The organism is Paenibacillus barcinonensis (genome assembly GCF_003217495.1).
Taxonomy (GTDB): Bacteria; Bacillota; Bacilli; order Paenibacillales; family Paenibacillaceae; genus Paenibacillus; species Paenibacillus barcinonensis.
Genome location: NZ_QJSW01000009.1, coordinates 20,211 through 33,272, shown reverse-complemented (window position 1 = coordinate 33,272; position 13,062 = coordinate 20,211). Strand labels below are relative to the sequence as shown.

Genomic DNA, 13,062 nt, shown 5'->3' with positions numbered 1-13,062 from the left:
CTTTCTTCTAAAACAACAAGATCGCCCGGTATCCGCGAAATCGCAGACGCCCCGGACGTCACAGCTAACGACATTTTACCACAGATCATCCATATGCAACAAAGGTACCTGTATTCCGTGCTATAGCATTTCGTTTTATTTATCTTCCCAAAAAATAAAGCACTAAAAACCGCCTGCTGCTGCAGACGGTCTTTGTCATGCTCCCTGTTCAACGTGCCACATATTTACGACGTACATAACGAAGCACGATGCCATGTTTCGGTGACAGCAACAACGCAAGTACAAACAGAATGCCAGCTACAGCCACCATGCAGCCTGCAATCGAAGCATCCATCGCATACGCCATCAGGTAACCGCCAACAGAGGAAGCCACACCGATCAGCACAGCATACAGAATCATTCGGCCAAGCTGATCCGTGAGCAGATAAGCCGCCGCCGCAGGGACTATCAACATGCCTACAACGAGAATGGAGCCTACACTTTCAAAAGAAGCCACCGATGTCATGGACACCAGCCCCATGAGTGCATAATGAAACAGCACAACCGGAATGCCGCAAGCCGCAGCCAGAGCCGGATCAAAGGCACATAATTTGAACTGCTTGTAGAACAGTCCCACTACTACAAGAATGATAAGCAACGTAATGCCCAGCATCCACACCGCTCTTGGCCCAACGTCCATGCCCCACAACGTTAACGTATCCCACTGTACATAGGCAATTTCGCCGAACAGTACACAGTCCAGATCCAGATCAATATGCTGAGCATTCAGACTGATCAGGATGACGCCTACGGCGAAGAGCGCCGTGAATACAATGCCAATGGAGGCATCCGAGGAAAGCCCTCCCGCCTGAAGGGTCTGAATAAAAAATACGGTCAATAATCCAAATACGGTTGCACCAAGCAACATCCACAGGGAGTCTCTTGATCCGCTCCACAGAAACGCAATTGCAATTCCGGGCAGCACGGCATGACTGATCGCATCACCCACCAGTGCCATTCGGCGCAGAATCAGGAAGCAACCAAGAATGGCACAAGCAGAGGAAACTAATATTGCCGTTAAAATAATCCAGAAGGCCGCCATCTATATCTCCCCCCGTTCCTGTACCTTGGTCTGAGTAGAGAGGGTCTGCAGCGATGCGTGCTCTTCACGCATGTATTCAGTCCTCGCCTGAATGCTACGCAGCTTGCGAGCCAGCAGTCCACGTCTTGGTGCAAGCAGCGCCGATCCAGCAAACAGCACCGTGGCCGCAAGCACCGTGACCGGTCCTGTGGGCAGGTTCGGGACAAGGGTGCTGAACAACGTGCCTGCGGCACCACTTAACGCACCAAATATCCCTGCCAGCAGCACCATCAGTGCCAGCGAATCCGTCCAGCATCTTGCCGCCGCCGCTGGAGTGACCAGGAGGGCTGCAACCAGCACCACACCCACTGCCTGAATACCTGCGACAACAGCAATGACCGTAAGCAGCAGGATGAGTTGTTCCAGAACGCCTACGGGCAGCCCCATACCTCTTGCAAATCCAGGATCAAAGCTCACTAGTTTAAACTCCTTGAACCAGACAAGGCAGGCGATCAGCAGCACAAGACACACTCCACCCATGACGTACACATCCGTGAGTACCATGGATGCCGCTTGCCCGAACAGGTACTTGTCGAGCCCGCTCTGACTCCCGCTGGCACTGTGCTGAATTCGTGTCAGCATCACCACACCGATTCCGAAAAATACAGTTAACACAATGCCCATCGCCGTATCCTGCTTGATTCGTGAGAATCGGGTAATCCACGAAATACCGAAGGTCGCTACAATGCCCGCAACCAGCGCACCGAACAGAAACCATCCGATCGACTTCGTTTCTGTCAGCATAAATGCAATACATATTCCGGGCAGTGCCGCGTGAGCCAGTGTATCTCCCATCAGACTTTGACGACGAAGAAAGGTGAAGGAGCCAATAATGCCACTGCTGAAGCCTAGCAGTAAACAGCCGAGCAAAATCCAACGAGTGTTCGGATCAGACAGAATGGAAAACACCCAGTCCCACATAACCTACACCTGTCCTTTCTCCGTCCGACTGCCGATCATTGCAATCCGGCCTCCGTAGGTGTCCTGTAGCGTATCCGGCACAAATACTTCATTGGTTGGTCCAGCGGCAACCAAACGCCCATTAAGCAGCAATATATGATCAAAATATTCTTCCACTGTAGCCAGATCATGATGAACTACCAGCACCGTTTTGCCCTGCCTCTTCAGCTGTTCCAGCAGCGAGATAATCGCTTTCTCCGTTGTAGCGTCCACCCCTGCAAACGGTTCATCCATGAAATACAGATCGGCATCCTGCACCAAAGCTCTCGCAAGAAATACGCGCTGCTGCTGTCCGCCGGATAGCTGACTGATCTGCCTGTACATGTAATCCCCCATACCGACCTGCTCCAGACAATGAGCAGCCAGTTCCTTCTCCTTTTTACCAGGACGGCGGAACCAGCCCAGATGTCCATATCTGCCCATCATGACCACATCCAGGGCATGGGTCGGAAAATCCCAATCCACAGATTCCCTTTGTGGCACATATCCGATACGCCGCCGTGTTTCGCGATAAGATCGTCCAAAGATTTCTATGTCACCGTGCATCTTGGGCACAAGCCCCAGAATGGCTTTGATCAACGTTGACTTACCCGCCCCATTCGGTCCGAGAATCCCGATCAGTTGCCCTTCAGGAACATCAAAGGACACGTTGCTGAGCACAGGCTTTTTATGATAAGCGACAGCCAGATTCCTTACTCGAAGAGGAGCAGATGCCGGTTTGGCACCAATTCCGTGTTCTCCGTGCAATGTAAGCCCCACAGGCTCCGACGTTTGCTGTGATGCGTTCATCTCATTCATCATAAGTTAACTCTCCTCTCTCTCCAGAAATAACATTATTTCAAAGCCGCCACGATCGTTTCGACATTGTGTCGTACCATTCCGATGTAAGTGCCCTCTTTCGTGCCTTCGGCTCCCATCGCGTCCGAGAACAATTCACCGCCAATGCTGACGGTATGGCCCTTCTCAGCCGCACCGGCAATGATCGCTTCCATCGCTTTTGCCGGAACACTCGATTCGATGAATACGGCCTTGATCTGGTTTTCCACAAGAAAATCCCGCAGTTCACTTACATCCTTGGCCCCATATTCCGCAGCTGTGCTGATGCCCTGAAGCCCCATCACTTTAATGCCGTAGGCTTGACCAAAATAGCCAAATGCATCATGTGCTGTAACGAGCACACGGCTTGCCTCAGGAATCAGCGTGATTTTCTCCCGCACTTCTGCATCCAGCGCATTCAGCTTTTCGAGATAACTCTCGGCCTGTGCTTTATACTGCTCCGCATGATCAGGGTCCGCTTCTGTAAGTGTGTCGCGAACCGCTTCCGCTGCACGCATCCAGTGTTTAACGTTGAACCAGACATGCGGATCATACTCTGTGCCACCCGTCGCTTGACCAGAATGTAATTCCTCTGTCGGGATCCTCTCGGCTACTGCCGTTACCAGCTTGCTTTTGGACATTTTCTCCAAGATACTGGTCATCTTGCCCTCCAAATGCAGACCGTTATAGAAAATCACCTTGGCTTGCTCCAGCTTGCGAATATCTCCTTGCGATGCTTTATACAAATGCGGGTCTACCCCAGGACCCATCAAGCCGGTAACCTCAACATATGCTCCGCCTATTTCTCGCGCGATGTCCGCAATCATGCCTGTAGTCGCAGTAACCCGAACCTTGCCATCGCTCTCGGTACCCGCAGTACCTGAACAAGCTGTCAGCACGATCATCAGCACAACACACGCCAGTGTCATGATTCCGCGATGAATACTCCTCATCTTCACCTTAATCAAATCTCACTTCCCCTTTCCCTACCCTAAAATATTTGTCCATAACTAATTAACTTGTACAAGGCACTAATTTTTAAACAAGTCTAATAATGTTTCCCTTGTGCAAATTTTATCCGATGACAAAACAAAAGGCAAGGGATAATTTCCCTTGCCTGTCCATACGTATGTGGGATTGGAATTTGCAGACCAGATCAACAGGCCTCTTAACCTTGTGGATATATACATAATCGTAAGAAAAGCCACAAACGACAATCCTGCTTTACTGCTTTACTGCTTTACTCTTACTCTTACTCTTACTCTTGCTTCTGATCCTTCTTGCCCTTAGGGATGCCGTCAAGACCATACACCTCATCATACGCATCAAAGATTTTGCGTGCGATTGGTGAGGCACTGACCGAACCAAATCCACCCTCTGGTACAACTACCGCCACAGCAAGCTTGGGATTGTCTCTTGGTGCAAAGGCGATAAACACACCATTTTCCTTTTTATTCGGCCCTGCACCTTGCTCGGATGTTCCTGTTTTTCTGGCAAATTCATAAGGGAACCCGTCAAAGGAGCTTACTTTGGTCACCATACCCTTGTGCACCTCGTTCCAGTGTGCATCTGTAAACTGCACCTCATTCAGCACCTTCGGTTTGAATTTCTTCACCACATTGCCCTTTGCATCCCGAATCTCCTTGACCAGATGTGGCTCCATCCGTTTGCCCTTGTTCGCCAGCATCGTCGTGTATTGGGCCAGCTGCATCGTCGTATATTTGGCTTGCTGACCAAAAGACGCAAACGCCAGACGTGTCAGAGCCGTTTCATGCTCCTCTCTGTACTCCAATCGGCCAAGAAATTCATTCGGCAGATCAATGCCTGTGGACACACCCAAACCAAAGCTCTTCATGTATTCGTCCCATTTATCAACGCCCTTGACTCCACCGTATTTGCTTAACAACCGCTTGCCTACCATATCAATCATGAATGCATTGGATGATTTTTCGATGGCTCTCCGCGCAGTAATGTTTCCGTTGTACGCCGAGTGCGAGTTTTTCACTTGACGTCCGTCCTTGCCAAGCACGGCATAACCCTTATCATGGTACGTCTGTCCAGCGGTGAACAGTCCTTCCTTCAACCCGATGAGCACGCTGAGCGGTTTAATAACCGATCCCAGCAATACAACGGATTCGGCATGACGCGGCTTGTTATCATTCGGGGGAAAAGACTCTGTTGTACCGTTGCGGAATACAAACTTGATCTTGTCATAATCCCAGTCATTCGGATCATAGTCCGGCATGCTTGCCATCGCTACAACATTACCCGTGTCTACTTCCATGGCTACAGCATACCCCGTAATGGCCTTAGGCAGCTTACGTATTTCATCCGTAATCGCCTGTTGTGCTGCAAGCTGAATTTCCTTGTTGATCGTAGAAATCAGACTGTACCCCTTCTCGGGCGGAGTCAACTCCATTGTGCCCGTAGGCAAATTACGAGAGTCAATATCAATGGATTGATACCCGCTTCGCCCACGAAGCTCCTGCTGATATTGCAGCTCCAGTCCATCAAATCCAACCTTTTCATCCTGGGAGTACACCAAGCCCGGATCACGCTGAGAGGCTGATTGCTGCATAATGGTCTGGTATTGCTTCATCGTCGTTGGAACACGCTTGAATTCCCTTGTGTAACCAATAACCTGCACAGCAACCCGGTCCGGGTCATATCGGCGCACATTTTCTTCCAGCACCATAATGCCAGGATACTCCGTTTTTTTCTCCATAAAATATGCTATTTCCTCGGTCGACAAATCGGACTTGACCAGCCTTGGCACATAACCAAACGTTTTCTGGTGATCCAGATCGAGTCGTTTGATAATCTCCTGCGCATCGGGCTGCTTCTCATCTCCCGGATTGAAGCGTTTGAATATATCAGCCAGCTCTTGTGCCAGTTCCTCCGCTTCCTGCCTACGGTCATCATTGCGATAGTCTTCATATAACAGAACGTACAGGGATTGCACCGGCTCTGAATAAGCAAGCGCTACTTTCCCGGTGGCATCGTAGATGGGACCGCGTACCGGAGCAAGCGGAATATCCTTGGTATTGCGGGTGGACTCCATATATGTCAGCTCAGGTCCCTCGACAAATTGCACAAACGCCAGCCGGAAAATAAGAATACTGAATATAACAAATGCTGCGAAAAAGAACATGTTCAGCCTGGCTGTGGAAGGTTTGTTAACCGCATTCTCGTCTTCATTCGGCGGTTTGCCCTTGAATCGTTTGAACATAGGCAATGTATCTCTCCGTTCTTCATAAGTTGGTAAAAGACCAAATGTATTTTCACATCAAAACGTCATGACAGACTGTAATAGCATCGTTCTAACTCTTTAAGTCTAACAAAAGCCTACTGTCACGTCCTTCTATTTTTGGTTACATTTTCGTCATAAGCTTCATATGACAAAATCATACACAAACACTATTTCAAGAATTACAACATTTGCTCCCCTCTGTATATAACGTTATACCCATCATTAGGTTACATAAAAATGCAACAAAAAAAGGCCCCAGCAAAGCATGCTGAGTCCTTCTTCTGCTTGTAGTGTCTCCACTACCCGATTACGGCGTATTTGTTTCTGTTTCTTTGCTTTGATTTTTTTTAGGCACACCATCCAGACCAAATTCCTGATCGTAGGCATCAAAGATGGCCCGCGCAACCGGAGCCGCACTGGTGGCACCGAATCCACCTTCCGGGATCACAACGGCAACAGCCAGCTTTGGATTGTTACGGGGCGCATAAGCGATAAACACTCCGTTATCCACTGGTTTGCCGCCAATACTTTGTGTCGACGTACCTGTTTTTCTGGCAAAGTCATAAGGGAAGCCGCTAAAGGAAGAAACCTCGGTGGCCATACCACGCTGGACCTCATTCCAATATGCATCACTGAAGTCTACTGTGCTCAGCACCTTCGGTTTTACTTTCTCCACCACATTGCCGTCCGAATCACGGAACTCTTTCACAAGCTGCGGCTCCATGCGTTTTCCTTTGTTCGCAAGCATTACTGTATACTGTGCCAACTGCATTGTTGTATATTTACCTTGTTGTCCAAAGGAAGCATAAACCAGCTTGGTCAATGAGGTTTCAGAGCTTTCTCTGTATTCTTTACGCCCAGGCCATTCATTCGGCAAATCCACTCCTGTTTTTATACCAAGACCAAACTGCTCCATATACTTGTCCCACACGTCAACGCCTTCTGCACCGTACCGGGAATATAGCTTCTTCCCGATCTCGTCAATCATAAACACATTGGAGGAATGACGTATGGCATCTCGTGGATACATGGCTCCATAGACGTGACCCGATGAGTTCTGGACACGGCGATTGTCACCACCAAATGTTGTTGAACCACGATCAATGTAGACTGTGTTGGTTGTAAAAAAGCCTTCCTTCAAGCCGATTAGAACACTGAGCGGTTTGATCGTTGAACCAAGCAGTACAACCGATTCCGCACGTTTATTTGAATCACTAGGCAGGAAGCCACGGATTGTACCATTCTGATAAATATATTTGATCTTATCGTAATCTTCCGTGCTGATGCTGCCTGTTCTCCACACATTGGTATCATAATCAGGCATACTGGCAGCCGCTACAATTTTACCTGTGTCCACTTCCATAGCCACGGCAAAGCCTGTTTTGGCGTTGGGATGCAATTTACCGGATACCGGATTACGATGCAGCCAGCTCAGCTGATCCAAAATCGCCTGTTCCGTTTTCACCTGCACATTTTTGTTGATGCTGGAAATCAGGTCATACCCTTTTTGCGGCGGCGTAGTGCCTGCTACACCCTCAGGCAAGTTACGTAAATCAACGTCAACGGATGTATACCCGCTTTTGCCCCGGAGTTTATCCTGATACTGCAGCTCCAGCCCATCAAATCCGACAAACTCGTTTTCCGTATATACCAAGCCCGGATCGGTTTGCGTTTTGTTCGCTTCATCCACTTCTTTATACTTGTTCAACGTTTTGGAGCTTTTGAATTTTTTCAAATAACCAATGGTTTGCACCGCAACGGTATCTGGATCGTAATAACGCACGCTCTCCTCCACAATCTGAATGCCCTTGAATTCATCCTTGTGCTGGAGAAAATACGCAACCTCTCCTTCGGACAAATCACTCTTGATCAGACGTGGCATAAATCCATTCGCCTTGCGTGAATTCAGATCCATCTCCTCGATAATCTGATCCACGGTCAAGGATGCGGAATCAGGGGCCTTATACTTTTCAAATACATCATGCAAGCGTGCGGCCATCTCCTGCACTTCACCAATTTTCGGATTGGGCTGGCCATCCACATCTCCATAGTTTTTGTATAATGTGAGATACAAAGACTGAATCGGCTTGGAATAAGCCAGCTTCACTGTGGCTGTCGAATCATAGATCGTTCCTCTCACCGGAGCCAGCGGCACATCCTTTGTAATGTTACTCGCTTCTTCCTGACTGAGTTCCGGCCCTTCGACAAACTGCAAATAGGCCAAACGCACAATAATTACACTAAAAATAATAAAGGAAGCGAAGAAAAATACGTTCATTCGGTAACTAAAACGCCGTTTGTCCGTAAGTTCATCCTTCTCATTGGAATGCTTTTTCATTGTTCTTACCTCTTTCATGACTTGATGCATATCGCAGAAACTGAAATATTTCCGGCATGATTACCTGACAACGTCGTCATGTTCCACAGCTAGTCTGACCTGCACTCAAGCAGACTGATCCTTCAGATGAGTATCCGCAAAGTTCGGCGGATTAAACCAGTCTCCACTGATGGCCCACGTCGGATCAAGCGGAATCCAGCCTTCGGTGTCTGAAACGTATACCTCATTCCACGCATGAGGGCCGTAGCCTCCCTGACCGTTGTAGCCAAGACCTGTGACAACCTTGACATCCAGCCCTTGGGAACGAGCCATCACCGCATAAAGACGAGCATAGTCAATACATACCCCTTTGCGTGTATCAAATGTATTTTGCGGGGTCTGCTCATGCCAGATGCCCTTCTGCTCATAATCATCCACTTTCCCGTAGTCATATTGAATACGGGTGCCTACCCAGTCATATAAAGCTCTTGCTTTCGCTTCATTTGTAGATTTGCCTTTGACAATCTCCTGTGCAGCCTGTTCAATATCTGCCGGAATGTTGTGATCAATGACCTCATACTTCCGCTGCAGAATACCTCCGAGTTCCTTCTGAACCGCCTGTGTAAATACGGGAAGCTTGTCCTTGATAAACGTACCGGACAACGGCTCGATCACCGATTTGGCCCCTTGCATATAGATCGGTGACGCCTCTACATAACGGCTGAACATGCTGCCGGGATAGAGACTGACAATCATGAACAATACAGCAATAACAATCATGCCACGAACGGAACCGATAATAGCTCCGATCACCGCACCAGTCAGTCGGCTGATGACCCCTTTGGGTGAACCCTGTTCGTGCCCTGCATGCCTCCTGCTGATGATCAAAGAGGACAAGAAACCAAGAACCATACGAATAATGCCGTAGCTGAGTACAAATAATACAGCGAATCGCATCAGCGGAAAATCAGCAATCGCTGTGACCAGCGTATAATACAACTGCTCCCATCGGTTCAGCTCACGATTAGGCATGGCTGAAGCATACTCGGATAACCACCGCTGTACATATGGCGCAAGCCACAAGGTTAAACCGATAGATAATAAAATACCGATCACTGCCATAATACCGTCCATCAGGAAACCAAAGAGTCTGCCCGCAGAACGTGAAGCCCCTCTGGACCATCCCTGCAATAAGGAAGCCGCTACAATAAGCAGCAGCAAAATCGTTATACCATTAAATTCCTTCAGGCTGTCCAGCCAAGTTTGCAGCACGTTTTAATTCCTCCTTTGACTACGAAGCTGGTGCTGTTTTGTTCTTTCTTGCCTGTTCGACAAAGGTTCGGACCGTTTCGTTGTCGAGCTTCCATTCTCCTACCGAAATGCCGCGAATCATCACATTCACTTTATCAGACTTCGTGCTGCCCTTAATCTCCACATTGGGACTGGTAATTGTAAATTCTCCATTTTTCCCCGCCGCATAGGTTGCCTTCGAAGCCTCATTCAGCATAATGCTTGTCGCTTCCTTCTTGAGTGTATCCATCGTGCTGGACTGCACATCAGTGACTGTCTGTTTGATCTGTTCAATGGAGATACCACTGTATATCAATAGAGCCGCAATAATGATAATAGCAATCGCCCATTTCAGCATCGTTTTGACCACATTCAGAACAAAGAACAAAATGATCAACGCAACAACGATCACAAGCCAGTTCTGCATTACAAATTCCTTTATAACTTCTATGTTCATGGCTACACCTTCCGTATTAGAGTTAATCAGGACACTTCCCGAATATTATACATGATTTCCGAACCTGCTGTCAGCTAAGCCCTTTCCGGTAAAAATAAACGGTCTAAGTTCGTCCTGCGGGGCGTACAAGTAGTACCATGAGGATTCGTCCGACGAACGTAGATACGTTCCAGACCTGTATATCAACAGGCATCGCCTAACAAGGAGGGGCTTTTGTGAAGACGGCCATCTGGCTATACCTGTTTTTGTTTCTAGCTGTATTTGATCTGCACGCCCAGTATCCCATCCTGACGCCTTTTGCTATATCACTCGGTGCGGCTCCAACGTTCATCGGCTGGATGATGGGCATTTATTCCCTGACACATCTGCCTGGCAATCTGATCGCTGGAACACAGATAGATAAACATGGCAGCCGAAGATATATTGTGTTCAGCCTGGTAGGTGCAGGCATCATCCTGCTCTTGCAGGCCCATGTTCATACCCCTTGGCAATTGCTTGCCCTGCGTTCAATCAGCGGCTTTGTATTGGCCTTTTTGTCACCGGCCTGTCTGGCCCTGCTCGCTCAGCTCTCCAATGATCCCGTCAAGCAAGGGAAATATATGTCTGGACATGGTGTCGTGCACACGCTGGCCTCTGTTGTGTCACCTGCCGCGGGAGCCGTTATTGTAGGTGCTATGGGCTTCTCTGCCACCTTCTCCAGTCTTGGTTACCTCCTGATCCTGACGGGAGTCATTGCACTGTTAACTATGCCAAAGGGTTTGATTCGCCATCCGCAGCCTGCAAACGAACCCGTAAAGTCTGTCGCTGCGCCCTCTGGCTTCGCCAAGGCTAAATCCGGTCATACACCAGCAGGGTCATCCAAACCATTCCTGCCCGTATCCTGGCGTTATTTTATTCTACCTTTGGTCATCGCCTGTGCACAGGGAATCCTGTTCTTTGAACTGCCTCTGCGGGGCGGGGGGAATTCCTCAATGATGTCTACCGGGCTGTTGTTCTCCATCATCAGCATCGGTGCTTTGTTTACACTCAGCATGCTATTTCTGAACCGTTATTCGCCCAAGCTTCGTTTAGTCGCTGGTGTGCTGCTCATGTCGTTGAGCTTTTTTGTTATGGCGGCCATCCCGCAAATTTCGTTATCCATCGTGTTATTTTTGCTTGGCATGTCTAAAGGTATTATTTTCCCGGCCATGGCTACACTTTTCATTCATTTAAGCGGCGGCACCAAGCTCGGACGCATTTTTTCTTTGCAATCCATTGCCACCTCCATTGGCTCATTCATCGGTCCCATTACAGCAGGGCAGCTCCGCACCGGAGTGTCTCCCTATTTTATTGCTTTTATTTTACTCATGATTGGCATCATGTTGCTCCCGTATTATACATCCAGATCTATCACTTCCCTCTCTTCTTCTGATGCCAAGAGTGCACTCTTGTAATTCACTTCAACTCGATTTTAATATGCAAAAGAAAAGTTCCAATTATATGGCACAGTCACATATAAAACTTTGCATCATTCGCCCATTTCCAGATACACTATAGGTACATTCAGTCGATTTTCGCTGTAACATTTCCCGGGGAATGTCGACATCAGCTCTCGAATCAGGGGTGAACACGATGCCTATTCATGTCATTGTTGAAGGTAAAAACGATCGCAGCAAGCTTAAACGTCTGGTCGGCCCAGAGATCAATATTTTATGCACGTTTGGCACACTGAACTCCCTCAAACTGGAGACGTTACGCAAGCAAGTCGGGTATGATGAGGTTTATTTGTTTATGGATAACGATAGCTCTGGCAAAAAAATAAGAGGGGTGCTTCGTGATGCTTTCCCCGATGCCGTGCAGATGTATACCAGACGTGGGTACGCTGGGGTAGAAGGCACACCTGACGAATACATTATTGCTCAATTGGAGAAGGCCGGATTAGAGGAATATATTCAATACCCCGACCAGCCATCGTAATAAAATCAACGAAAAAAGGCTGTTTACGGTTAAAGCAACCGGAGACAGCCTTTCATTCATTGAACCCGTTTCTCACCCTGAACTGTTCATTAGTTTATTCCTTAATCAGTCTGCGAATATCCTCCGCAATCACTTCCGGCTGCACGTCCTCTGTATTAAAGGCGTTGTACACTTTGCGCAGCTGGTTGTTCTCATCCACCAGACCAATCATGTTCATATGGGCAAAATCATCCTTGTTCTCGCCTTCAATCAGAATCTGGAAAGATTCTTTGGCGAACTGTTTGGTTTTATCCATATCTCCTCGCAGAAAATACCAGCCAGAATAGTCTGCATGGAACCGATCGGCAAACGTTTTGATCTTCTCTCTCGTATCCACTTTTGGATCAAAGGAAATGGATACAAAGGACGCCTTGTCCCCAAAAGTGCCATCCTCTTTCAACAAGTCCTGCACCTGAGACAGCGTAAATGTCGTAATCGGACACACATCGGGGCAGCTCGTAAAATAAAAGTAGAACAATCGAACTTTACCTTGCGTATCCGCCAGCGATACGGTGCGCCCGTCTACATTTTCCATCGAAAACGATTGGATCTCCCGAATCTCGGGTAATTTCTCCTTGCTGGCAAAAGCCGTATTCCACATTAAGTACACCGCCATGATCAGTGCAATCCCAAGTAATATCCAAGTCCATTTGTATTTCCTCATGACCTGCATTCTCTTCTCTTCCTCCCAACAATATAAAGGTGAATACGCATACATATTGGATCAATGTAAAACATTCTCTGCTTGAACGCATCTCTGGAGCTGTCTTATCGTCATATGCTGCAACAGACAGAGCACATATCAATTAAAATTGCGTTATCGCGATGGCACAGTGGTACATATGTATACAAAGGTG

The 13,062-nt window shown here is 48.1% G+C and carries 11 protein-coding genes; 2 read left to right on the top strand and 9 right to left on the bottom strand.

Annotated features, from left to right (window positions below; all coding sequences use genetic code 11):
* Window positions 1-208: 208 nt before the first annotated feature.
* The 8 genes from DFQ00_RS15220 to DFQ00_RS15185 all read right to left on the bottom strand — a co-directional run bounded on the left by DFQ00_RS15220 (window position 209) and on the right by DFQ00_RS15185 (window position 10,210).
* A complete protein-coding gene (locus DFQ00_RS15220) occupies window positions 209-1,081 on the bottom strand; it encodes a metal ABC transporter permease (RefSeq protein ID WP_110897340.1) in 873 nt (290 codons plus the stop codon).
* Window positions 1,082-2,041, bottom strand: a complete 960-nt coding sequence (locus tag DFQ00_RS15215) for a metal ABC transporter permease (RefSeq protein WP_110897339.1) — start codon at window positions 2,039-2,041, stop codon at window positions 1,082-1,084.
* Between the two features lie 3 nt (window positions 2,042-2,044).
* A complete protein-coding gene (locus tag DFQ00_RS15210) occupies window positions 2,045-2,809 on the bottom strand; it encodes a metal ABC transporter ATP-binding protein (RefSeq protein ID WP_110897471.1) in 765 nt (254 codons plus the stop codon).
* A 104-nt stretch (window positions 2,810-2,913) separates the two neighbouring features.
* Complete coding sequence (locus tag DFQ00_RS15205; protein ID WP_174812311.1) at window positions 2,914-3,825, bottom strand: metal ABC transporter solute-binding protein, Zn/Mn family; 912 nt, start codon at window positions 3,823-3,825, stop codon at window positions 2,914-2,916.
* A gap of 329 nt (window positions 3,826-4,154) precedes the next feature.
* The gene (locus DFQ00_RS15200) at window positions 4,155-6,125 is read right to left on the bottom strand and encodes a peptidoglycan D,D-transpeptidase FtsI family protein (RefSeq protein ID WP_110897338.1); all 1,971 of its coding nucleotides are present in this window, start codon (window positions 6,123-6,125) and stop codon (window positions 4,155-4,157) included.
* Between the two features lie 328 nt (window positions 6,126-6,453).
* Window positions 6,454-8,484 (bottom strand): peptidoglycan D,D-transpeptidase FtsI family protein, encoded by a 2,031-nt coding sequence (locus DFQ00_RS15195; protein WP_110897337.1) that lies wholly within the window; start codon window positions 8,482-8,484, stop codon window positions 6,454-6,456.
* 105 nt (window positions 8,485-8,589) lie between these two features.
* The gene (locus DFQ00_RS15190; protein ID WP_110897336.1) at window positions 8,590-9,735 is read right to left on the bottom strand and encodes a transglutaminase domain-containing protein; all 1,146 of its coding nucleotides are present in this window, start codon (window positions 9,733-9,735) and stop codon (window positions 8,590-8,592) included.
* 19 nt (window positions 9,736-9,754) lie between these two features.
* Window positions 9,755-10,210, bottom strand: coding sequence for an ATPase (locus DFQ00_RS15185; RefSeq protein ID WP_110897335.1), 456 nt, complete (start codon window positions 10,208-10,210; stop codon window positions 9,755-9,757).
* Window positions 10,211-10,425: 215 nt separating this feature from the next.
* Here DFQ00_RS15185 and DFQ00_RS15180 point away from each other — a divergent pair, with 215 nt between their 5' ends.
* Together DFQ00_RS15180 and DFQ00_RS15175 are read left to right on the top strand one after the other, a co-directional pair.
* Window positions 10,426-11,643: an MFS transporter gene (locus tag DFQ00_RS15180; RefSeq protein WP_110897334.1), complete on the top strand. Its 1,218-nt coding sequence runs from the start codon at window positions 10,426-10,428 to the stop codon at window positions 11,641-11,643.
* Window positions 11,644-11,821: 178 nt separating this feature from the next.
* Window positions 11,822-12,166: a toprim domain-containing protein gene (locus DFQ00_RS15175; RefSeq protein ID WP_110897333.1), complete on the top strand. Its 345-nt coding sequence runs from the start codon at window positions 11,822-11,824 to the stop codon at window positions 12,164-12,166.
* Window positions 12,167-12,260: 94 nt separating this feature from the next.
* Here DFQ00_RS15175 and DFQ00_RS15170 read toward each other — a convergent pair whose 3' ends face one another.
* Window positions 12,261-12,878, bottom strand: coding sequence for an SCO family protein (locus DFQ00_RS15170; protein WP_110897332.1), 618 nt, complete (start codon window positions 12,876-12,878; stop codon window positions 12,261-12,263).
* Window positions 12,879-13,062 lie beyond the last annotated feature (184 nt).

Coding starts and splice junctions, on each gene's coding strand:
- DFQ00_RS15220 (WP_110897340.1), bottom strand. CDS start 1,081: ATGGCGGCCTTCTGGATTATTTTAACGGCAATATTAGTTTCCTCTGCT.
- DFQ00_RS15215 (WP_110897339.1), bottom strand. CDS start 2,041: ATGTGGGACTGGGTGTTTTCCATTCTGTCTGATCCGAACACTCGTTGG.
- DFQ00_RS15205 (WP_174812311.1), bottom strand. CDS start 3,825: ATGACACTGGCGTGTGTTGTGCTGATGATCGTGCTGACAGCTTGTTCA.
- DFQ00_RS15200 (WP_110897338.1), bottom strand. CDS start 6,125: ATGTTCAAACGATTCAAGGGCAAACCGCCGAATGAAGACGAGAATGCG.
- DFQ00_RS15195 (WP_110897337.1), bottom strand. CDS start 8,484: ATGAAAAAGCATTCCAATGAGAAGGATGAACTTACGGACAAACGGCGT.
- DFQ00_RS15185 (WP_110897335.1), bottom strand. CDS start 10,210: ATGAACATAGAAGTTATAAAGGAATTTGTAATGCAGAACTGGCTTGTG.
- DFQ00_RS15175 (WP_110897333.1), top strand. CDS start 11,822: ATGCCTATTCATGTCATTGTTGAAGGTAAAAACGATCGCAGCAAGCTT.
- DFQ00_RS15170 (WP_110897332.1), bottom strand. CDS start 12,878: ATGCAGGTCATGAGGAAATACAAATGGACTTGGATATTACTTGGGATT.